Consider the following 19,759-nt stretch of genomic DNA (forward strand, 5'->3'; position numbering starts at 1 on the left):
CGCCGTCGGCGCCGGCTCCCCCTGCCGGTTTGCCCTATAATCAAGCGTTTTGCGGGGCAGCCAATTGGCGTCCGGCCCCCATTTTCTTTCGCAGCAAGCACAGAATAGGCGTCGCGGCCCTGGCGTCGCGCACAGTCATGTCAGCCATAGAAATCCGTCACGTCAAGAAGCGCTACAAGTCGCTTCAGGCGCTCAAGGGCGTCAGCCTGTCGGTCGAGGAAGGCGAGTTTTTCGGTCTGCTCGGCCCCAACGGCGCAGGCAAGACCACGCTCATCAGTATCCTCGCCGGGCTCGCCCGGGCCGACGAAGGCAGTATCTCGGTGCGCGGTCACGACGTCGTCCAGGACTTCCGCAACGCGCGGCGCGCGCTCGGCGTCGTGCCGCAGGAACTCGTTTTCGACCCGTTCTTCACCGTCCGCGAGACGCTGCGGATCCAGTCCGGCTATTTCGGGCTGCGCCGCAACGACGACTGGATCGACGAAGTGATGGCCAATCTCGATCTGACCGAGAAAGCCGACGCGAACATGCGCGCGCTATCGGGCGGGATGAAGCGCCGCGTGCTCGTCGCGCAGGCGCTCGTGCACCGGCCGCCGGTGATCGTGCTCGACGAGCCGACCGCCGGCGTCGACGTCGAATTGCGTCAGACGCTGTGGAAGTTCATCTCGCGCCTGAACCGCGAGGGTCACACGATCGTGCTGACCACCCATTACCTCGAGGAAGCCGAGTCGCTGTGCGACCGCATCGCGATGCTGCGCCGCGGCGAAGTCGTCGCGCTCGACCGCACCGACGCGCTGCTGCGCCGCTTCGCGGGGCTGCAGCTGTACCTGCGGTTCGCGACCGGCGCGCTGCCGGCCGAGCTGCGCGGGCTGGAGACCGACCCGGCCGCGCGCGCGCCGGGCGAGCACCTGCTGCGCCTCGCGAGCTACGACGAAGTCGAACGCATCCTCGCGCAATGCCGCGCGGCCGGCTGCACGTTCGACGAGATCGAGGTCCGCAAGGCCGACCTCGAGGATGTGTTCGTCCAGATAATGAACGGGGCCGAGGTGATCGAGGGTCTGGCATGAATCAACACCCCCCACGCGAACTGCGTTCGCTGTCGCTCGAAGGGGCGGCCCGGCGCGTGCCGGGAAGCGGGTTTCGAACGCTGTTCTACAAGGAACTGCTGCGTTTCTGGAAGGTGTCGTTCCAGACGGTGCTCGCGCCGATCGTCACCGCGCTGCTCTATCTGACGATTTTCGGCCATGCGCTGTCGGGCCGCGTCGAGGTGTATCCGGGCGTCGAGTACGTGAGCTTTCTCGTGCCCGGCCTCGTGATGATGAGCGTGCTGCAGAACGCGTTCGCGAACAGCTCGTCGTCGCTGATCCAGTCGAAGATCACCGGCAACCTCGTGTTCATGCTGCTGCCGCCGCTGTCGTACCGCGACATCTTCGGCGCGTACGTGCTCGCGTCCGTCGTTCGCGGGCTCGCGGTCGGCACCGGCGTGTTCGTCGTGACGATCTGGTTTATCCCGATGCACTTCGCGGCGCCGTTGTTCATCATGGCGTTCGCGCTGCTCGGCTCGGCGATCCTCGGCACGCTCGGCCTGATCGCCGGGATCTGGGCCGAGAAGTTCGACCAGCTCGCCGCGTTCCAGAACTTCCTGATCATGCCGCTGACGTTCCTGTCCGGCGTGTTCTATTCGACGCACTCGCTGCCGCCCGTGTGGCGCGAAGTGTCGCGTCTCAACCCGTTTTTCTACATGATCGACGGCTTCCGTTTCGGGTTCTTCGGCGCGTCCGACATCAACCCGTTCGCGAGCCTCGCGATCGTCACCGGTTTCTTCGTGCTGCTCGCGCTGATCGCGATGCGGCTGCTCGCGACCGGCTACAAACTGCGTCATTGATATCGACAGGCCGCGGCCGCCCCCGGGCGGCGCGCGCCGACAGGAGCCTTACACCATGTTGCCGACTCCCGAACAGGTCAAGCAATACATCGCCGGCGGTCTCGCCTGCACGCATCTGGAAGTCGAAGGCGACGGCCAGCATTTCTTCGCGACGATCGTGTCGGCGGCCTTCGAAGGCAAGCGGCCGATCCAGCGGCACCAGCTCGTCTATGCGGCGCTCGGCGATCGCATGAAGCAGGAAATTCACGCGCTCAGCATGAAGACGCTGACGCCCGCCGAATGGCAGAACGCATAAACGGAAATCACTGAGTGCAAGTCACCGTCAACGAGCGCGACGCCGTCCAGAGCGTCGCCACGGCACACCCGGCCGCCAACGGGGAATCGCAGGGACAGGGGATGGACAAGCTCGTGATCGAAGGCGGCAAGCGCTTGTCGGGCGAGATCGTCGTGTCGGGCGCGAAGAACGCCGCGCTGCCGATCCTGTGCGCGGGGCTGCTCAGCGCCGAGCCGGTCGAGCTCGACAACGTGCCGAACCTGAAGGACGTGCGCACCACGCTGAAGGTGCTGAACCAGATGGGCGTGAAGAGCGAGACCGACGGCTGCCGCGTGCAGCTCGACGCGTCGCGCGTCGACAACCTCGTCGCGCCGTACGAGCTCGTGAAGACGATGCGCGCGTCGATCCTCGTGCTCGGGCCGCTGCTCGCGCGCTTCGGCGAGGCGAAGGTGTCGCTGCCGGGCGGCTGCGCGATCGGCGCGCGGCCGGTCGATCAGCACATCAAGGGCCTGCAGGCGATGGGCGCCGAGATCAGCATCGAGCACGGCTTCATCGAAGCGCGCGCGAAGCGCCTGAAGGGCGCGCGCATCGTGACCGACATGATCACGGTGACGGGCACCGAAAACCTGCTGATGGCCGCGACGCTCGCCGACGGCGAGACGGTGATCGAAAACGCCGCGCGCGAGCCGGAAGTGAGCGATCTCGCACACTTGCTGGTCGCGATGGGCGCGAAAATCGACGGCATCGGCACCGATCGCCTCGTGATCCAGGGCGTCGAGCGGCTGCACGGCGCGCGCCATTCGGTGATCCCCGACCGTATCGAGGCCGGCACGTTCCTGTGCGCGGTCGCGGCGGCCGGCGGCGACGTGATGCTGACGGGCGTGCGTCCGCACATCCTCGACGCGGTGATCGACAATCTGCGCGAAGCCGGCGTGTCGATCGAGGAAGGCGACAGCTGGCTGCGCGTGAAGATGGACCGCCGCCCGTCGGCGGTGACGATCCGCACGTCGGAATACCCGGCGTTCCCGACCGACATGCAGGCGCAGTTCATGGCCCTCAATACGGTCGCGACGGGCACGGCGCAGGTCGTCGAAACCATTTTCGAGAATCGCTTCATGCATGTGCAGGAGTTGAACCGCCTCGGCGCGAACATCACGATCGACGGCAACACGGCGCTCGTGACCGGCGTCGACAAGCTGTCCGGCGCGAACGTGATGGCGACCGACCTGCGTGCGTCGGCGAGCCTCGTGATCGCCGGGCTGCGCGCGGACGGCGAAACGCTCGTCGATCGCATCTATCACCTGGACCGCGGTTACGACCGCATGGAAACCAAACTGACCGCCGTCGGCGCGAACGTGCGCCGCCTCTCCGGGAGCCAAGCATGACCGCGCCGCTGACCCTCGCCCTGTCGAAGGGCCGGATTTTCGAGGAAACCCTGCCGCTGCTGGCCGCCGCCGGCGTGCAGGTGGCCGAGGATCCGGAGACGTCGCGCAAGCTGATCCTGCCGACGACCGATCCGAACCTGCGCGTGATCATCGTGCGTGCGAGCGACGTGCCGACCTACGTCGAATACGGCGCGGCCGATTTCGGCGTGGCCGGCAAGGACGTGCTGGTCGAGCACGGCGGCTCGGGCCTGTACCAGCCGATCGATCTGAACATTGCGCGCTGCCGGATGTCGGTGGCCGTGTCCGCCGGTTTCGACTACGCGAACGCGGTGCGCCAGGGCGCGCGCCTGCGGGTCGCGACGAAATACGTCGAAACGGCGCGCGAACACTTCGCCGCGAAGGGCGTGCACGTCGACCTGATCAAGCTGTACGGCTCGATGGAGCTCGCGCCGCTGGTCGGGCTGGCCGACGCGATCGTCGACCTCGTCAGCTCGGGCGGCACGCTGAAGGCGAACAATCTGGTCGAGGTCGAGGAGATCATGGCGATCTCGTCGCGCCTCGTCGTGAACCAGGCCGCGCTCAAGCTGAAGCGCGCGGCGCTCAAGCCGATCCTCGACGCGTTCGAACGCGCGTCGCAGAATGGCGGTTGAGCGCATCACCGTAACGGAACTCCCATGGCCATCACCATCCGCAAGCTCGATTCGACGAACGAAGGCTTCGGCGCCGCGCTGCGCGCCGTGCTCGCGTTCGAGGCGAGCGAAGACGAAGCGATCGAGCAATCGGTCGCGAAGATCCTCGCCGACGTGAAGTCGCGCGGCGACGCCGCGGTGCTCGAGTACACGAACCGCTTCGACCGGCTGAGCGCGAACAGCGTCGCCGCGCTCGAACTGCCGCAGGACGCGCTGCAGACCGCGCTCGACGGCCTCGCGCCGAAGGCGCGCGCGGCGCTGGAAGCGGCCGCGGCGCGCGTGCGCGCATACCACGAGAAGCAGAAGATCGAGTGCGGCACGCATAGCTGGCAGTACACGGAAAGCGACGGCACGGTGCTCGGCCAGAAGGTCACGCCGCTCGATCGCGTCGGCCTGTACGTGCCGGGCGGCAAGGCCGCGTATCCGTCGTCGGTGCTGATGAACGCGATTCCCGCGCGCGTCGCGGGGGTCGGCGAGATCGTGATGGTCGTGCCGACGCCGGACGGTGTGAAGAACGACCTCGTGCTCGCCGCGGCGCTGCTCGGCGGCGTCGATCGCGTGTTCACGATCGGCGGTGCGCAGGCGGTCGGCGCGCTCGCGTACGGTACGGCCACGGTGCCGGCCGTCGACAAGATCTGCGGCCCCGGCAACGCGTACGTCGCGTCGGCGAAGCGCCGCGTGTTCGGCACGGTCGGCATCGACATGATCGCCGGGCCGTCGGAAATCCTCGTGCTGTGCGACGGCACGACCGATCCGAACTGGGTCGCGATGGACCTGTTCTCGCAGGCCGAGCACGACGAACTCGCGCAGTCGATCCTGCTGTGCCCGGACGGCGCGTTCCTCGATCGCGTCGAGAAGGCGATCGGCGAACTGCTGCCGACGATGCCGCGCCAGGACGTGATCCGCGCGTCGCTCGAAGGCCGCGGCGCGCTGATCAAGGTGCGCGACATGGCCGAGGCGTGCCGGATCGCGAACGACATCGCGCCGGAACACCTCGAAATCTCGGCGCTCGAGCCGCAGCAATGGGGCCAGCAGATCCGCCACGCGGGCGCGATCTTCCTCGGCCGCTACACGAGCGAGAGCCTCGGCGACTACTGCGCGGGCCCGAACCACGTGCTGCCGACGTCGCGCACCGCGCGCTTCTCGTCGCCGCTCGGCGTGTACGACTTCATCAAGCGCTCGAGTCTGATCGAGGTCAGCGCGGAAGGCGCGCAGACGCTCGGCGAGATCGCGTCCGAGCTCGCCTACGGCGAAGGGCTGCAGGCGCATGCAAGGAGCGCCGAGTTCCGGATGAAGGGCTGACCGCGCAGGGCGCGCGGGCCGGACGGGCGCCGAGGCGCCGGCGCCGGCCGCCCCGGATCGGGGCAGGGGGACGAGCGCAGGGCGGCAGCCGCCGCCTTGTCGACCATTTGACGCCGGCGCGACGCACGCCGGCTTGAGATCATGACGACGCCACAAGACATCATCCGCCGCGACGTGCTCGCGATGACGAGCTATCCGGTTCCCGACGCGAGCGGGTTCGTGAAGCTCGACGCGATGGAGAACCCGTATTCGCTGCCGGCGCCGCTCGCCGCGGCGCTCGGCGAGCGGCTCGCGCAGGTCGCGCTGAACCGCTACCCGGCGCCGCGCCCGGCCGCGCTGCTCGACAAGCTGCGCCACGCGATGCGCGTGCCGGCCGGCTGCGACGTGCTGCTCGGCAACGGTTCCGACGAAATCATCAGCATGATCTCGGTCGCGTGCGCGAAGCCGGGCGCGAAAGTGCTCGCGCCGGTGCCGGGCTTCGTGATGTACGAGCTCTCGGCGAAGTTCGCGCAGCTCGAGTTCGTCGGCGTGCCGCTGAAGGCGGACCTGACGCTCGACGCCGACGCACTGCTCGCGGCGATCGCCGAGCACCAGCCGGCGATCGTCTATCTCGCGTATCCGAACAACCCGACCGGCACGCTGTACGACGACGCCGACGTCGAGCGCATCGTCGCGGCCGCGCGGCACAGCCTGATCGTGATCGACGAGGCGTACCAGCCGTTCGCCGAGCGTTCGTGGCTGCCGCGCGCCGGCGAGTTCGACAACGTCGTCGTGATGCGCACGGTGTCGAAGCTCGGCCTCGCGGGCATCCGCCTCGGCTATCTCGTCGGCACGCCCGCGTGGCTGAACGAATTCGACAAGGTGCGCCCGCCGTACAACATCAACGTGCTGACCCAGGCGACCGCCGATTTCCTGCTCGATCACCTCGACGTGCTCGATGCGCAGGCGGCCGAATTGCGTGCGGAACGCGCGCGCCTCGCGCAGGCGGTGGCCGCGCTGCCGGGCGCGACGGTGTTCCCGAGCGCCGGCAATTTCCTGCTGGTGCGCGTGCCGGACGCCGCCGCCGTGTTCGATGCGCTGCTCACCGAGCGGGTGCTGGTCAAAAACGTGAGTAAAATGCATCCGTTACTGGCCGAATGCGTGCGGCTGACCGTCGGTTCTCCCGACGAAAACGCCCGCCTGCTGGCCGCCTTGAAACTCGCGCTGCCCGGTTGAGCCCAGGGCGCGGCGGCGCGCGACGATCAATCCCCATTTACATCAGACTCAATCAAGGAATTGCCATGCGTGTGGCGGAAGTCGTTCGCAATACCAGCGAAACGCAGATCCGTGTGAAGCTCGATCTCGACGGCACCGGCCAGCAGAAGCTGGCCACCGGCGTGCCGTTTCTCGACCATATGCTCGACCAGATCGCGCGACACGGTCTGGTCGATCTCGAGGTCGAAGCGCACGGCGACACGCATATCGACGATCACCACACGGTCGAGGATGTCGGCATCACGCTCGGTCAGGCCGTCGCGAAGGCGATCGGCGACCGCAAGGGCATCCGCCGCTACGGCCATTCGTACGTGCCGCTCGACGAGGCGCTGTCGCGCGTCGTGATCGACTTCTCCGGCCGGCCGGGCCTCGAATTCCACGTGCCGTTCACGCGCGCGCGGATCGGCACGTTCGACGTGGACCTGTCGATCGAATTCTTCCGCGGGTTCGTGAACCACGCGGGCGTCACGCTGCACATCGACAACCTGCGCGGGATCAACGCGCACCATCAGCTCGAGACGGTGTTCAAGGCCTTCGGCCGCGCGCTGCGCGCGGCGGTGGAGCTCGACGAGCGCGCGGCGGGGCAGATTCCGTCGACCAAGGGCAGCCTCTAACTTCCGAACGGACGACGTCAAGGACAACCTCACGGCTTCGGCGCGCGGCGCCGGCTTGCGATGGATCTGCTCAAATCGTTCATTTCGCTGCTCGCGCTGATCAATCCGGTCGGCGCGGTGCCGTTCTTCCTGAGCCTGACGGCGCAGCAGACGGACGACGAGCGGCGGCGCACGATCCGGATCGCATCGGTGTCGGTGTTCTGCGTGATGACGGTGACCGCGCTGCTCGGGCAGCAGATCATCAACTTCTTCGGCATTTCGGTCGGGTCGCTCGAAGTGGGCGGCGGGATCATCATGCTGCTGATGGCGATCAACATGCTGAACGCGCAGATCGGCAACACGCGATCGACGCCGGAGGAGCGCCACGAAGCCGAGCTGAAGGACAACATCGCGGTCGTGCCGCTGGCGATTCCGCTGCTCACGGGCCCCGGCTCGATCAGCACGGTGATCATCTATGCGGCGAACGCGCATCACTGGTATGAGCGGGCCGGGCTGGTCGCGATCGGCGCGGTCCTGGCTTTTCTGTGTTTCGTCGCGATGCGGCTCGCCGAGCCGATCGCGACCTGGATCGGCCGCACCGGCATCAACATCGCCACGCGGCTGATGGGTCTGATGCTGTCGGCGCTGGCGGTGGAATTCATCGTCAATGGACTGAGGGCGCTACTGCCTGCACTGAGATGAAAACTTCGATTGCGATTGTGGATTATGGGATGGGCAACCTGCGCTCGGTCGCGCAGGCGCTCAAGAAGGCCGAACCGGCCGCCGACGTGGCGATCGTCGACACGCCGGCCGCGATTCGCGCGGCCGATCGCGTCGTGCTGCCCGGCCAGGGCGCGATGCCCGACTGCATGCGCTGCCTCGGCGAATCGGGCCTGCAGGAGGCCGTGATCGAGGCGTCGCGCACGAAGCCGCTGCTCGGCGTGTGCGTCGGCGAGCAGATGCTGTTCGACTGGAGCGCGGAAGGCGACACGAAGGGCCTCGGCCTGTTGCCCGGCAAGGTCGTGCGCTTCGAGCTCGACGGCCGCGTGCAGGACGACGGCTCGCGCTTCAAGGTGCCGCAGATGGGCTGGAACCGCGTACGCCAGGCGCGGCCGCACCCGCTGTGGGACGGCGTGCCCGACGACGCGTATTTCTACTTCGTGCACAGCTATTACGTGAGCCCGGACAACCCGGCGCACACGGTCGGCGAAACGGCCTACGGCGCGCCGTTTACGTCCGCGGTCGCGCGGGACAACATCTTCGCGACCCAATTCCATCCGGAGAAAAGCGCGGAGGTCGGGTTGCGTCTGTATCGCAACTTCGTACACTGGAAGCCGTAAAACGTGGTGCGCCAGCCACAGTCGACCTGGCCGAACGGCCTGTCACGTATGGCGCACAAGCTTAAGCACCGAAAGAGTTGTACTAAACTAGCGAGACGGCGCGGCACCGGTTTGGCCGGTACGCGCCTGATTCTTTTCATTTTCCACGACGACACCCGATTGCTATGTTGCTGATTCCGGCCATCGACCTCAAAGACGGTCAGTGTGTGCGCCTCAAACAGGGCGATATGGACCAGGCCACGATTTTCTCCGAGGACCCGGCGGCGATGGCCCGCAAATGGGTTGATCTCGGCGCCCGGCGGCTCCATCTCGTCGACCTGAACGGCGCATTCGCCGGCAAGCCGAAGAACCTCGAGGCGATCGAAGCGATCCTCGACGAAGTCGGCGACGAAATCCCTGTCCAGCTCGGCGGCGGCATCCGCAGCCTCGAGACGATCGAGAAGTATCTCGACGCCGGCCTGTCCTACGTGATCATCGGCACGGCGGCCGTGAAGAACCCGGGCTTCCTGCAGGACGCGTGCACCGCGTTTTCCGGCAGCATCATCGTCGGGCTGGACGCGAAGGACGGCAAGGTCGCGACCGACGGCTGGAGCAAGCTGACCGGCCACGAGGTGATCGATCTCGCGAAGAAGTTCGAGGACTACGGCGTCGAATCGATCGTCTATACGGACATCGGCCGCGACGGGATGCTGCAGGGCATCAACATCGACGCGACCGTGAAGCTCGCGCAGGCGGTCGGCATCCCGGTGATCGCGTCGGGCGGCCTGTCGAACCTCACGGACATCGAGAGCCTGTGCGAAGTGGAAGAGCACGGCGTCGAAGGCGTGATCTGCGGCCGGGCGATCTATTCCGGCGATCTCGATTTCGCGGCCGCGCAAAAGCGCGCGGACGAACTGAACGGCGAACTCGACAACGCGTAACCGCGGTTGTCCGTTCGCCGGGGCTGCCCGCGGGCGGCCCCGACCGGAAGCCTCGCGCGAGGCTTCCGCAACCGGCCGTCCCAGCGCGGCATTTGGCGCAACATCATGGCTCTAGCTAAACGCATCATCCCCTGCCTGGACGTGACCGCCGGGCGTGTCGTCAAGGGCGTCAATTTCGTCGAGCTGCGCGACGCCGGCGACCCGGTCGAAATCGCCCGCCGCTACGACGACCAGGGTGCCGACGAACTGACTTTCCTCGACATCACCGCGACGTCCGACCAGCGCGACCTGATCCTGCCGATCATCGAAGCCGTCGCGTCGCAGGTCTTCATTCCGCTGACCGTCGGCGGCGGCGTGCGCGCCGTCGAGGACGTGCGGCGCCTGCTGAACGCGGGTGCGGACAAGGTCAGCATGAATTCGTCGGCGGTCGCGAATCCGCAGCTCGTGCGCGACGCGGCCGACAAGTACGGCTCGCAGTGCATCGTCGTCGCGATCGACGCGAAGCGCGTGTCGGCCGACGGCGAGACGCCGCGCTGGGAAGTGTTCACGCACGGCGGCCGCAAGAACACGGGCCTCGACGCGATCGAATGGGCGCGCAAGATGGCCGAGCTCGGCGCGGGCGAGATCCTGCTCACGAGCATGGACCGCGACGGCACGAAATCGGGCTTCGACCTCGCGCTCACGCGCGGCGTGTCGGACGCGGTGCCGGTGCCGGTGATCGCATCGGGCGGCGTCGGCTGCCTGCAGGATCTCGCGGACGGCATCAAGGACGGCCGCGCCGACGCGGTGCTGGCCGCGAGCATCTTCCACTACGGCGAACACACGGTCGGCGAGGCGAAGCGCTTCATGGCCGACCAGGGCATCGCGGTGAGGCTGTGATGAATACCGAAACGAAATCCGTGCCCGCGTGGCTCGACAAGGTCCGCTGGGACGACAACGGCCTCGTGCCGGTGATCGCGCAGGAAGCGTCGACGAACGACGTGCTGATGTTCGCGTGGATGAACCGCGAGGCGCTTGCCAAGACGATCGAGACGCAGCGCGCGGTCTACTATTCGCGTTCGCGCAAGCGCCTGTGGTTCAAGGGCGAGGAGTCGGGCCACGTGCAGCACGTGCACGAGGTGCGGCTCGACTGCGACGAGGACGTCGTGCTGCTGAAGGTCGAGCAGGTGTCGGGCATCGCGTGCCACACCGGCCGGCATTCGTGCTTCTTCCAGAAATTCGAAGGTACGGTGGACAGCGGCGACTGGGTCGCGGTCGAGCCGGTGCTGAAAGACCCCGAACACATCTACAAATGACGCAATCGACCGAAGACACGCTGCTGCGCCTCGCGGCCGTGATCGACAGCCGCAAGGGCGGCGATCCCGATCAATCGTACGTATCGCGCCTGTTCCACAAGGGCGACGACGCGGTGCTGAAGAAGATCGGCGAAGAGGCGACGGAAGTCGTGCTGGCCGCGAAGGACGTGCGCCAGGGCGGCGCGCCGAGCGCGCTCGTCGGCGAGGTGGCCGACCTGTGGTTCCACTGCCTCGTGATGCTGTCGCATTTCGACCTCAGCCCGGCGGACGTGATCGCCGAACTCGAGCGCCGCGAAGGCTTGTCGGGCATCGAGGAAAAAGCGCTGCGCAAGCGCCGCGAGCGCGAGGAAAACGGCGGATGACGAACAGGCCCGCCGCGGTGGCAACAGTGCGGTAAGCTGTAAGAATTGTCATCTAACGGGGGTAGCATCATGAACGATACGTCGAACCAGTTTCCGACGCCGGCGGTGGCGGGGGCCGCGGATGCCGAACGCCTGAACGGTTTGCGCACGCTGACCCACGTGCTGTACGGCCTCTATGCGATTCACTGGCTGACAGGCGGCGTCACGGGCATCATCGCGATCATCATCAATTACGTGAAGCGCGGCGACGTGGCCGGCACGCCGTACGCCGATCACTTCGAGTGGCAGATCCGCACGTTCTGGCGCGCGCTGATCGCTTACGTGATCGGGTTCGCGCTGATGTTCGTGGTGGTGGGATTCGTGATCATGTTTGTCACGTGGATTTGGACGCTGTACCGTATCATCAAGGGTTGGCTGTACCTGAACGACAACAAGACGCTCGATCCGCAGGCGTGGTTCTGACCGGCGGCACGCGGGCGTTTGCAGGAGCAACATGAGTCACGATCCGAATTGCCTGTTCTGCAAGATCGCGGCAGGCGAGATCCCGAGCACGAAGGTGCACGAGGACGACGAATTCGTCGCGTTCCGCGACATCCGCCCGGCGGCCGACACGCACGTGCTCGTGATTCCGCGCCGGCACCTGCCGACGCTGTCCGCGGCGGTCGACGCCGATGCGCCGATGCTCGGCCGGCTGATGTTGCTCGTCGCGCGTCTGGCCGACCAGCTCGGCGTCGCGTATACGGGCGGCGAAACCGGTTTTCGCACGGTGATCAACACGGGCCCGGGCGGCGGGCAGGAGGTCTACCACCTGCACGCGCATATCCTGGCCGGCCCGCGCCCGTGGCAGCGGATGGGTTGACGCAGCGGGGCGTTTCCCCGCATCGATAGTCGAAGCCGGCGCGTCGCCGGCGATTTACGCCGCACCGCGGCGTGGTTGAGGAGAGGTTTCATCATGGGTGGATTGAGCATTTGGCACTGGCTGATCGTGCTGCTGATCGTCGCGCTGGTTTTCGGTACGAAGAAGCTGCGCAACATCGGCAACGACCTCGGCAGCGCCGTGAAGGGTTTCAAGGACGGCATGAAGGAAGGCGAGACGCCGGCCGATGCGCAGCAACTGCCGCGCTCGGGCGCGGTCGACGTCAACGCGAAGGAAACGACGCGTTCCGATTCGAACAAGGCGTAACGCCGGCACGCTGACAGGCATTCGCGATGCTGGATCTCGGTCTTTCGAAGATGGCGCTGATCGGCGTCGTCGCGCTCGTGGTGCTCGGCCCCGAGCGCCTGCCGCGCGTCGCGCGTACGGCGGGCGCGCTGTTCGGCCGCGCGCAGCGGTACATCAACGACGTGAAGGCCGAGGTCTCGCGCGAAATCGAACTCGACGCGCTGCGGACGATGAAGACCGATTTCGAATCGGCCGCGCGCAATGTCGAGACGACGATTCACGACAACCTGCGCGAGCACGAGAAGGCACTGAACGACACGTGGCATTCCGCGGTCGTCGGTGTCGACGAAGGCTCGGTCGATGCCGGCACGTACGGTAGCGACACGCCCGCGGCGCCGTCGTGGCGTGGTGGCAGCACGGTCGCGCTTGCGCCGAAGCGTCGCAACTGGCGCGTCAAGCAGGCGGCGACGCCTGTCTGGTACAAGCGCGCGACCACCCGCCGCACGCACGTGCAGTCGGGCGCCGCGCGTGTCGCGCGCCACCAGCCGGCCAGCCTGCGCCGGCCGACGCGCTTCTTCTGAGCCGAGCGCATGCTCGCTCGTCAATCCTACCGAGGGCCGGTGTGAGCGACCCCCAGCAGAACCCGGGCGACGCCCCGGAAGAAACCTTCATTTCCCATCTCGTCGAGCTTCGCGATCGCATCATTCGCGCGGGGCTGGCCGTGATCGTCGTGTTCGTCGGGCTCGTCTACTGGGCGCCGGACATCTTCAGGCTGCTCGCGCGGCCGTTGATGGAGAACCTGCCGAAAGACGGCAAGATGATCGTCACCGACGTCACCGGGTCGTTCTTCGTGCCGATGAAGGTCACGATGCTCGTCGCGCTCGTGATCGCGCTGCCGGTCGTGCTGTACCAGATCTGGGCGTTCGTCGCGCCGGGGCTGTACCAGCACGAGAAGAAGCTCGTCACGCCGCTCGTCGGCAGCAGCTACGTGCTGTTCCTGTGCGGGATGGCGTTCGCGTACTTCCTCGTGTTCCCGACGATCTTCCGCGTGATGGCGCACTACAACGCGCCGCTCGGGGCCGAGATGACCACCGACATCGACAACTACCTGAGCTTCGTGCTGGGGATGTTCATCGCGTTCGGGGTCACGTTCGAGGTGCCGATCGTCGTCGTGCTGCTCGTCCGGATGGGCGTGCTGTCCCTGAAGAAGCTGAAGGAGATGCGGCCGTACGTGATCGTCGGCGCATTCGTGGTCGCGGCGGTCGTGACCCCGCCGGACGTGTTCTCGCAACTGATGCTCGCGCTGCCGCTGATCGTGCTGTTCGAGATCGGGCTCCTGGCCGCGCGGTTCTTCGTGCCGAAGAAGCCGGTAGAAGAGGGTGAGGCGGGCAACGGCGAAGCCGCGAGTTGACGGCGGGCGCGGCGCCGGGGCGGCTTTCCGGCCCGGCCGAAGGGCCCGGCACCGCGCTGGGCCGCCAGCCAGCGCATCGCGAAGCGACCTCCCGGCACCGGTCGTCGTTTGAAGCAAAGCAAAAGGGCAGCCCCGGCTGCCCTTTTGCGTTTCCGCGTCGCGTCATGACCGGCAGACGGTGCGCCGCCCGCTGAACCTCATTCGCTATCGCCGTCCTGCTCGTCGAGCGTCTGTTTCGGCGGCGGCGGGCGCTTGCCGATCACGACGTTCAAGTCGAATTGCTTGCCCTTGCGTACGACGTGCACCTTGGTCGGCGTGCCAGGCTTGATCTGCGCGACGGTGTTCAGCAGCTTGGTCGTGTCGGTGATTTCGTCGCCGTTGACGCTCACCAGGATGTCGCCCGGCTTGATGCCGGCCTTGTCGGCCGGGCCGCCCTGCAGCACGCCCGCGACGATCGCGCCCGATTTCTGCTGGAGCCCGAACGACTCGGCGATCTCCGGCGTGACGTCCTGCGGCTCGACGCCGATCCAGCCGCGCGTGACCGAGCCCGACGTGATGATGCTTTCGAGCACCGTGCGCGCGGTCGAGACCGGAATCGCGAAACCGATGCCGAGCGAGCCGCCCGAGCGCGAGTAGATCGCCGTGTTGATGCCGAGCAGGTTGCCGTTCACGTCGACCAGCGCGCCGCCGGAGTTGCCGGGGTTGATCGGCGCGTCGGTCTGGATGAAGTTCTCGAACGTGTTGATGCCAAGGTGGTTGCGGCCGAGCGCGCTGATGATCCCCATCGTGACCGTCTGGCCGACGCCGAACGGGTTGCCGATCGCGAGCACGACGTCGCCGACGCGCGACTGGTCGGAGCGGCCGAGCGTGATCGTCGGCAGGTTCGTCATGTTGATCTTCAGCACCGCGAGATCGGTTTCGGGATCGCTGCCGATCACTTTCGCGGTGCTCGTGCGGCCGTCGGCGAGCGCGACTTCGATCTGGTCGGCGCCGTCGACGACGTGCTGGTTCGTTAGAATGTAACCTTCAGGGCTCACGATAACGCCCGAGCCGAGGTTGGCGGCCGGCTCGTCCTGCTGTTTGCGGGCGTTGCGGTCGCCGAAGAAGTAACGGAACAGCGGATCCTTCGCGCGCGGGTCGGGCGGCAGCGAGCCGTCCTTGCTCGAGAACACGTTGACGACGGCCGGCATCGCCTTCTGCGCGGCTTCGGCATACGACGTGGTCGCCGGTGCGCCGCCGATACCGGGCGCGACTTCGCGCAGCGCGACGATCGGCGTGGCGAGCTGCTTGCCGAGCTGTCCTTGCCGTTGCAGCCATTGAGGCTTGAGCGTCACGACGATGAACATCAGCGCGAGCAGTACGGTCACCGCCTGCGCGAAGAACAGCCAGAAGCGTCTAAGCATCTGAATGGATTAGAGGTTTATATGGATCGGATCGAACTCGAATTGTACTTGAACAATACCCTTGAAACCGCGCGCTTCAAGGACTATTGCCCGAACGGCCTCCAGGTCGAAGGGCGCCGCAAGATCGAGAAGATCGCCACCGGCGTGACGGCGTCGGTCGCGTTCCTCGAAACCGCGCTCGAATGGGGCGCGGATGCCGTGCTCGTCCATCACGGCTATTTCTGGCGCAACGAGGCGCCGCAGATCACCGGCCGCAAGTATCAGCGGCTGAAGCTGCTGCTCGCGAACGACCTGAACCTGTTCGCGTTTCACCTGCCGCTCGACGCGCATCCCCAGTTCGGCAACAACGCGCAGCTCGGCGAAAAGCTCGGCCTGATCGGCGAGCAGCGTTTCGGCGAAGGCGATCTCGGCTGGATGGCGACGCTGCCGATGCCCGTCACGCTCGAGCACTTCGTCGCGAAGGTCGAGCGCACGCTGGGCCGCACGCCGCTCGTGCTCGGCGATCCCGACACGCAGCTGCGCCGCATCGCGTGGTGCACGGGTGCCGCGCAGAGCTATTTCGACGCGGCGATCGATGCCGGCGCCGACGTGTTCCTGACCGGCGAGGTGTCCGAGTCGACCACGCACGCGGCGGCCGAGAGCGGTGTCGCGTTCGTTGCGGCAGGGCACCATGCGACCGAGCGCTACGGAATCCAGGCGCTGGGGCGCCACTTGTCCGAGGAATTCGATCTCGAACACCTTTTTATCGATATTCATAATCCGGTCTGAGCGGCGGATTTGCGGCGGCGCATCGAAATTTCTCTATGTAGCATCCACTTAAAAGCGAAATGATTTAATCGCTCCGATAGTGGGGGATAACCCTTAACTATCAAACACTTCGAAGGGATTTTCATCTCCGGGCCTTGTAAATGGCGACTCCATTCGCGCAAACTAGCGGCGGAATGGAAAGTCGTGACGGAAAATCCAACTCAGAAGTGGGGCGTGTGATGCGAGACAAGGAAGAGAAACGCGTCGACAGCGGCCGCCGTACCTGGCTGATTGCGACATCCGTAGCAGGTGGCGTAGGAGGCGTCGCCACCGTCATACCTTTCGCGGCGTCGCTTGCGCCGTCCGCGAAAGCGAAAGCGGCCGGTGCACCGGTCGAGGTCGATATCAGCGGCCTGAAGCCCGGCGAAATGGTCACCGTGCCGTGGCGCGGCAAACCCGTCTGGATCCTGAATCGCACCGATGCGATGCTGTCCGACGTGGTCAAGGCCGACAAGGAAGTGGCCGATCCGACCACGAAATCCCCGTATTCGATGCCGTTGCCCGCGTATTGCGCGAACGAATATCGGTCGCGGGCCGATCGCAAGAACATTCTCGTCGTGATGGCCGTGTGTACGCACCTCGGCTGCACGCCCAGCCAACGCTTCACGCCGGGTCCGCAGCCGAACCTGCCGGACGACTGGCCGGGCGGTTTCCTGTGCCCATGCCACGGTTCGACCTACGATCTCGCCGGCCGCGTGTTCAAGAACAAGCCGGCGCCTCAGAATCTCGACATCCCGCCCTACATGTTCACGTCGGCGACGACCCTCGTGATCGGCAAGGACGAGAAAGGAGAAGCGTGATGGCCGCCGACAACAAGGAAGTCTCCACGACAGGTTTCACCGGCTGGATCGACCAGCGCTTCCCGCTCACGTCCACCTGGAAGAAGCACGTTTCCGAGTACTACGCGCCGAAGAACTTCAACTTCTGGTACTTCTTCGGCTCCCTCGCGCTGCTGGTGCTCGTGAACCAGATCGTCACGGGCATCTTCCTGACGATGAATTACAAGCCCGACTCGACGCTCGCGTTCGCGTCGGTCGAGTACATCATGCGCGAGGTGCCGTGGGGCTGGCTGATCCGCTACATGCACTCGACCGGTGCATCGATGTTCTTCGTGGTCGTGTACCTGCACATGTTCCGCGGGCTGCTGTACGGCTCGTACCGCAAGCCGCGCGAGCTCGTCTGGATCTTCGGCTGCGCGATCTTCCTGTGCCTGATGGCCGAGGCGTTCTTCGGCTATCTGCTGCCGTGGGGCCAGATGTCGTTCTGGGGCGCGCAGGTGATCGTGAACCTGTTCTCGGCGATCCCGTTCGTCGGCCCGGACCTGTCGCTGTGGATTCGCGGCGACTACGTCGTGTCCGACGTCACGCTGAACCGCTTCTTCGCGTTCCACGTGATCGCGATTCCGCTCGTGCTGGTCGGCCTCGTCGTCGCGCACCTCGTTGCGCTGCACGAAGTCGGGTCGAACAACCCGGACGGCATCGAAATCAAGGCGAAGAAGGACGAGAACGGCATCCCGCTCGACGGCATCCCGTTCCACCCGTACTACTCGGTGCACGATTTCCTCGGCGTGTGCGTGTTCCTGATGGTGTTCGCGCTGATCGTGTTCTTCTCGCCGGAGATGGGCGGCTACTTCCTCGAGGCGAACAACTTCGTCCCGGCGAACCCGCTGCAGACGCCGCCGGAGATCGCGCCGGTCTGGTACTTCACCGCGTTCTACGCGATGCTGCGCGCGACCACCGACCCGTTCAAGATCGTGCTGATGATCGTGATCGCGCTGCTCGGCGTGCTCGCGCTGATCCGCGCGCGCGGCAAGTGGAAGATCGGGCTGCCGGTGCTGGCCGCTGCGATCGTCGTGTTTATGTACCTGACGGAGTCGAAGTTCTGGGGCGTCGTCGTGATGGGCTCGGCGGTGATCACGCTGTTCTTCCTGCCGTGGCTCGACCGCAGCCCGGTGAAGTCGATCCGCTACCGGCCGCTGTTCCACAAGGTGTTCCTCGGGATCTTCGTCGCGGCGTTCCTGACCCTTGCGTTCCTCGGCACGCGGCCGCCCTCGCCGGCGGCGACGCTGATCGCGCAGTTCTGCGCGTTGATCTACTTCGCGTTCTTCCTCGGCATGCCCGTCTGGACGCCGCTTGGCACGTTCAAGCAGCCGCCGGAACGGGTGCGCTTCAAGCCCCATTAACGTGAGCGAGGAGAGAACGACATGAAGAAACTGCTTTCGACACTCGCGCTGATCGGGGCGACCGCCTGTGCGCTGCTGGCGGCGCCGGCCGTGCGGGCGGAAGGTAATTTTCCGCTCGACCGGGCGCCCGATAACACGGAAAATCTCGTTTCGCTTCAGCACGGCGCGCAATTGTTTGTAAACTATTGCCTGAACTGCCACAGCGCGAACCTGATGCGCTACAACCGTCTGACGGATCTGGGCATATCCCAGAAGGAGATCGAAACGAATCTCCTGTTCACGACCGACAAGGTCGGGAACACGATGTCCGTCGCGATGCGGCCCGACGACGCGAAGAACTGGCTCGGCACCACGCCGCCCGACCTGTCGGTCGAGGAGCGGGCGCGCGGCCGCGACTGGCTGTACACGTATCTGCGAAGCTTCTACCGCGACGATACGCGGCCGACCGGCTGGAACAACGCGGTGTTCGAGAATGTCGGCATGCCCCATGTGTTGTGGCAACTGCAGGGGCAGCGCGTTGCCAAATTCGAAGACAAGACGGACGAGGAGACGGGCGAGAAGGTCCACACGCTCGTCGGCTTCCAGCAGGTCACGCCGGGCACGCTGTCGTCGCCCGACTACGATGCTGCGGTGGCCGACCTGGTGGCCTATATGACATGGATGTCCGAGCCGGCCCAGCAGACCCGCAAACGCCTCGGCGTGTGGGTGCTGATCTTTCTCGGTGTCCTGACTTTCCTGGCCTGGCGGCTGAATGCCGCGTACTGGAAAGATATCAAGTAAACACGCCTGACCGGCGTGGGGCCGGCGCAAGGCGGAACCCGTGAAAGGGGTTTCGCCGCGTGCCGGCCCTCGGCTTTTTTGAGGAAACGCAAATATGATGGTTCTGTATTCCGGCACAACTTGCCCGTTCTCCCAGCGTTGCCGGCTGGTGCTGTTCGAGAAGGGCATGGACTTCGAAATCCGCGACGTCGACCTGTTCAACAAGCCGGAAGACATTTCGGTGATGAACCCGTACGGTCAGGTGCCGATCCTGGTCGAGCGCGACCTGATCCTGTACGAATCGAACATCATCAACGAGTACATCGACGAGCGCTTCCCGCATCCGCAACTGATGCCGGCCGATCCGGTGCAGCGCGCCCGTGCGCGCCTGTTCCTGCTCAACTTCGAGAAGGAACTGTTCGTCCACGTCAGCACGCTCGAGAACGAGAAGGGCAAGGCGGCGGAGAAGAATCACGAGAAGGCCCGCCTCGCGATCCGCGATCGCCTGACGCAGCTCGCGCCGATCTTCGTGAAGAACAAGTACATGCTCGGCGAAGAGTTCTCGATGCTCGACGTCGCGATCGCACCGCTGCTGTGGCGCCTGGATCACTACGGCATCGAGCTGTCGAAGAACGCCGCGCCGCTGATGAAGTACGCCGAACGGATCTTCAGCCGTCCGGCCTACATCGAAGCACTGACGCCGTCCGAAAAGGTCATGCGTCGTTAATGTTGCAATGAA

Annotated in this window: 25 protein-coding genes; 24 read left to right on the forward strand and 1 reads right to left on the reverse strand. The window is 65.8% G+C overall.

What is annotated here, in order from left to right:
* Positions 1–137: 137 nt before the first annotated feature.
* The 19 genes from QZM72_RS18920 to tatC all read left to right on the forward strand — a co-directional run bounded on the left by QZM72_RS18920 (position 138) and on the right by tatC (position 13,869).
* Entirely contained in the window at positions 138–1,064 is a 927-nt protein-coding gene (locus QZM72_RS18920; protein WP_089466494.1) for an ABC transporter ATP-binding protein, read from the forward strand.
* Positions 1,061–1,882 (forward strand): ABC transporter permease, encoded by an 822-nt coding sequence (locus QZM72_RS18925; protein WP_301738945.1) that lies wholly within the window; start codon positions 1,061–1,063, stop codon positions 1,880–1,882. Before QZM72_RS18920 ends, QZM72_RS18925 begins: the two co-directional genes overlap by 4 nt.
* A 55-nt stretch (positions 1,883–1,937) precedes the next feature.
* Positions 1,938–2,177: a BolA family protein gene (locus tag QZM72_RS18930; RefSeq protein ID WP_006477131.1), complete on the forward strand. Its 240-nt coding sequence runs from the start codon at positions 1,938–1,940 to the stop codon at positions 2,175–2,177.
* A gap of 14 nt (positions 2,178–2,191) precedes the next feature.
* Positions 2,192–3,541 (forward strand): UDP-N-acetylglucosamine 1-carboxyvinyltransferase, encoded by a 1,350-nt coding sequence (gene murA / locus QZM72_RS18935; RefSeq protein WP_301738946.1) that lies wholly within the window; start codon positions 2,192–2,194, stop codon positions 3,539–3,541.
* Positions 3,538–4,191 carry an ATP phosphoribosyltransferase gene (gene hisG, locus QZM72_RS18940; protein ID WP_050013128.1) on the forward strand — a complete coding sequence of 218 codons (654 nt, stop codon included), beginning with the start codon at positions 3,538–3,540 and terminating at the stop codon, positions 4,189–4,191. The genes murA and hisG overlap by 4 nt, the downstream gene beginning before the upstream one ends.
* A gap of 24 nt (positions 4,192–4,215) precedes the next feature.
* Positions 4,216–5,532, forward strand: a complete 1,317-nt coding sequence (gene hisD, locus QZM72_RS18945; protein ID WP_089466496.1) for a histidinol dehydrogenase — start codon at positions 4,216–4,218, stop codon at positions 5,530–5,532.
* A gap of 141 nt (positions 5,533–5,673) precedes the next feature.
* Positions 5,674–6,747: a histidinol-phosphate transaminase gene (gene hisC, locus QZM72_RS18950; protein ID WP_089466497.1), complete on the forward strand. Its 1,074-nt coding sequence runs from the start codon at positions 5,674–5,676 to the stop codon at positions 6,745–6,747.
* A gap of 65 nt (positions 6,748–6,812) precedes the next feature.
* The gene (gene hisB, locus QZM72_RS18955; RefSeq protein WP_006477126.1) at positions 6,813–7,400 is read left to right on the forward strand and encodes an imidazoleglycerol-phosphate dehydratase HisB; all 588 of its coding nucleotides are present in this window, start codon (positions 6,813–6,815) and stop codon (positions 7,398–7,400) included.
* 60 nt (positions 7,401–7,460) lie between these two features.
* Positions 7,461–8,081, forward strand: a complete 621-nt coding sequence (locus QZM72_RS18960; protein ID WP_050013125.1) for a YchE family NAAT transporter — start codon at positions 7,461–7,463, stop codon at positions 8,079–8,081.
* Positions 8,078–8,719, forward strand: a complete 642-nt coding sequence (hisH, locus tag QZM72_RS18965; protein ID WP_301738947.1) for an imidazole glycerol phosphate synthase subunit HisH — start codon at positions 8,078–8,080, stop codon at positions 8,717–8,719. The genes QZM72_RS18960 and hisH overlap by 4 nt, the downstream gene beginning before the upstream one ends.
* A 164-nt stretch (positions 8,720–8,883) precedes the next feature.
* Entirely contained in the window at positions 8,884–9,639 is a 756-nt protein-coding gene (hisA, locus tag QZM72_RS18970) for a 1-(5-phosphoribosyl)-5-[(5-phosphoribosylamino)methylideneamino]imidazole-4-carboxamide isomerase (protein ID WP_006477123.1), read from the forward strand.
* A gap of 105 nt (positions 9,640–9,744) precedes the next feature.
* A complete protein-coding gene (hisF, locus tag QZM72_RS18975) occupies positions 9,745–10,518 on the forward strand; it encodes an imidazole glycerol phosphate synthase subunit HisF (RefSeq protein ID WP_089466500.1) in 774 nt (257 codons plus the stop codon).
* Positions 10,518–10,934, forward strand: a complete 417-nt coding sequence (hisI, locus tag QZM72_RS18980; protein WP_069619436.1) for a phosphoribosyl-AMP cyclohydrolase — start codon at positions 10,518–10,520, stop codon at positions 10,932–10,934. Before hisF ends, hisI begins: the two co-directional genes overlap by 1 nt.
* Positions 10,931–11,296 carry a phosphoribosyl-ATP diphosphatase gene (locus QZM72_RS18985; protein WP_011546603.1) on the forward strand — a complete coding sequence of 122 codons (366 nt, stop codon included), beginning with the start codon at positions 10,931–10,933 and terminating at the stop codon, positions 11,294–11,296. The genes hisI and QZM72_RS18985 overlap by 4 nt, the downstream gene beginning before the upstream one ends.
* 69 nt (positions 11,297–11,365) lie before the next feature.
* Positions 11,366–11,758, forward strand: a complete 393-nt coding sequence (locus QZM72_RS18990) for a hypothetical protein (RefSeq protein ID WP_089466501.1) — start codon at positions 11,366–11,368, stop codon at positions 11,756–11,758.
* Positions 11,759–11,789: 31 nt separating this feature from the next.
* Positions 11,790–12,155, forward strand: a complete 366-nt coding sequence (locus QZM72_RS18995) for a histidine triad nucleotide-binding protein (RefSeq protein WP_050013121.1) — start codon at positions 11,790–11,792, stop codon at positions 12,153–12,155.
* Between the two features lie 93 nt (positions 12,156–12,248).
* Entirely contained in the window at positions 12,249–12,479 is a 231-nt protein-coding gene (gene tatA, locus QZM72_RS19000; protein ID WP_006477115.1) for a Sec-independent protein translocase subunit TatA, read from the forward strand.
* Positions 12,480–12,505: 26 nt separating this feature from the next.
* Complete coding sequence (gene tatB / locus QZM72_RS19005) at positions 12,506–13,039, forward strand: Sec-independent protein translocase protein TatB (RefSeq protein WP_301738948.1); 534 nt, start codon at positions 12,506–12,508, stop codon at positions 13,037–13,039.
* 41 nt (positions 13,040–13,080) lie between these two features.
* Positions 13,081–13,869, forward strand: a complete 789-nt coding sequence (tatC, locus tag QZM72_RS19010; RefSeq protein ID WP_301738949.1) for a twin-arginine translocase subunit TatC — start codon at positions 13,081–13,083, stop codon at positions 13,867–13,869.
* A 197-nt stretch (positions 13,870–14,066) separates the two neighbouring features.
* Here the strand turns inward: tatC and QZM72_RS19015 are convergent, their stop codons facing one another.
* Positions 14,067–15,272, reverse strand: coding sequence for a Do family serine endopeptidase (locus tag QZM72_RS19015; protein WP_089466504.1), 1,206 nt, complete (start codon positions 15,270–15,272; stop codon positions 14,067–14,069).
* A 21-nt stretch (positions 15,273–15,293) separates the two neighbouring features.
* Here QZM72_RS19015 and QZM72_RS19020 point away from each other — a divergent pair, with 21 nt between their 5' ends.
* The 5 genes from QZM72_RS19020 to QZM72_RS19040 all read left to right on the forward strand — a co-directional run bounded on the left by QZM72_RS19020 (position 15,294) and on the right by QZM72_RS19040 (position 19,747).
* A complete protein-coding gene (locus tag QZM72_RS19020; RefSeq protein ID WP_301738950.1) occupies positions 15,294–16,040 on the forward strand; it encodes a Nif3-like dinuclear metal center hexameric protein in 747 nt (248 codons plus the stop codon).
* A gap of 218 nt (positions 16,041–16,258) precedes the next feature.
* A complete protein-coding gene (gene petA, locus QZM72_RS19025; protein ID WP_089466506.1) occupies positions 16,259–16,879 on the forward strand; it encodes a ubiquinol-cytochrome c reductase iron-sulfur subunit in 621 nt (206 codons plus the stop codon).
* Positions 16,879–18,261, forward strand: coding sequence for a cytochrome bc complex cytochrome b subunit (locus QZM72_RS19030; RefSeq protein WP_089466507.1), 1,383 nt, complete (start codon positions 16,879–16,881; stop codon positions 18,259–18,261). Before petA ends, QZM72_RS19030 begins: the two co-directional genes overlap by 1 nt.
* 21 nt (positions 18,262–18,282) lie before the next feature.
* Positions 18,283–19,041, forward strand: coding sequence for a cytochrome c1 (locus tag QZM72_RS19035; RefSeq protein ID WP_301738951.1), 759 nt, complete (start codon positions 18,283–18,285; stop codon positions 19,039–19,041).
* A 94-nt stretch (positions 19,042–19,135) separates the two neighbouring features.
* Positions 19,136–19,747 carry a glutathione S-transferase N-terminal domain-containing protein gene (locus QZM72_RS19040; RefSeq protein WP_006400565.1) on the forward strand — a complete coding sequence of 204 codons (612 nt, stop codon included), beginning with the start codon at positions 19,136–19,138 and terminating at the stop codon, positions 19,745–19,747.
* Positions 19,748–19,759 lie beyond the last annotated feature (12 nt).

This window comes from Burkholderia sp. AU45388 (genome assembly GCF_030481585.1).
Classification (GTDB): Bacteria; Pseudomonadota; Gammaproteobacteria; order Burkholderiales; family Burkholderiaceae; genus Burkholderia; species Burkholderia sola.

Coding starts and splice junctions, on each gene's coding strand:
- QZM72_RS18920 (WP_089466494.1), top strand. CDS start 138: ATGTCAGCCATAGAAATCCGTCACGTCAAGAAGCGCTACAAGTCGCTT.
- QZM72_RS18925 (WP_301738945.1), top strand. CDS start 1,061: ATGAATCAACACCCCCCACGCGAACTGCGTTCGCTGTCGCTCGAAGGG.
- QZM72_RS18930 (WP_006477131.1), top strand. CDS start 1,938: ATGTTGCCGACTCCCGAACAGGTCAAGCAATACATCGCCGGCGGTCTC.
- hisG (WP_050013128.1), top strand. CDS start 3,538: ATGACCGCGCCGCTGACCCTCGCCCTGTCGAAGGGCCGGATTTTCGAG.
- hisD (WP_089466496.1), top strand. CDS start 4,216: ATGGCCATCACCATCCGCAAGCTCGATTCGACGAACGAAGGCTTCGGC.
- hisC (WP_089466497.1), top strand. CDS start 5,674: ATGACGACGCCACAAGACATCATCCGCCGCGACGTGCTCGCGATGACG.
- hisB (WP_006477126.1), top strand. CDS start 6,813: ATGCGTGTGGCGGAAGTCGTTCGCAATACCAGCGAAACGCAGATCCGT.
- QZM72_RS18960 (WP_050013125.1), top strand. CDS start 7,461: ATGGATCTGCTCAAATCGTTCATTTCGCTGCTCGCGCTGATCAATCCG.
- hisH (WP_301738947.1), top strand. CDS start 8,078: ATGAAAACTTCGATTGCGATTGTGGATTATGGGATGGGCAACCTGCGC.
- hisA (WP_006477123.1), top strand. CDS start 8,884: ATGTTGCTGATTCCGGCCATCGACCTCAAAGACGGTCAGTGTGTGCGC.
- hisF (WP_089466500.1), top strand. CDS start 9,745: ATGGCTCTAGCTAAACGCATCATCCCCTGCCTGGACGTGACCGCCGGG.
- hisI (WP_069619436.1), top strand. CDS start 10,518: ATGAATACCGAAACGAAATCCGTGCCCGCGTGGCTCGACAAGGTCCGC.
- QZM72_RS18985 (WP_011546603.1), top strand. CDS start 10,931: ATGACGCAATCGACCGAAGACACGCTGCTGCGCCTCGCGGCCGTGATC.
- QZM72_RS18990 (WP_089466501.1), top strand. CDS start 11,366: ATGAACGATACGTCGAACCAGTTTCCGACGCCGGCGGTGGCGGGGGCC.
- QZM72_RS18995 (WP_050013121.1), top strand. CDS start 11,790: ATGAGTCACGATCCGAATTGCCTGTTCTGCAAGATCGCGGCAGGCGAG.
- tatA (WP_006477115.1), top strand. CDS start 12,249: ATGGGTGGATTGAGCATTTGGCACTGGCTGATCGTGCTGCTGATCGTC.
- tatB (WP_301738948.1), top strand. CDS start 12,506: ATGCTGGATCTCGGTCTTTCGAAGATGGCGCTGATCGGCGTCGTCGCG.
- QZM72_RS19015 (WP_089466504.1), bottom strand. CDS start 15,272: ATGCTTAGACGCTTCTGGCTGTTCTTCGCGCAGGCGGTGACCGTACTG.
- QZM72_RS19020 (WP_301738950.1), top strand. CDS start 15,294: ATGGATCGGATCGAACTCGAATTGTACTTGAACAATACCCTTGAAACC.
- petA (WP_089466506.1), top strand. CDS start 16,259: ATGCGAGACAAGGAAGAGAAACGCGTCGACAGCGGCCGCCGTACCTGG.
- QZM72_RS19030 (WP_089466507.1), top strand. CDS start 16,879: ATGGCCGCCGACAACAAGGAAGTCTCCACGACAGGTTTCACCGGCTGG.
- QZM72_RS19035 (WP_301738951.1), top strand. CDS start 18,283: ATGAAGAAACTGCTTTCGACACTCGCGCTGATCGGGGCGACCGCCTGT.
- QZM72_RS19040 (WP_006400565.1), top strand. CDS start 19,136: ATGATGGTTCTGTATTCCGGCACAACTTGCCCGTTCTCCCAGCGTTGC.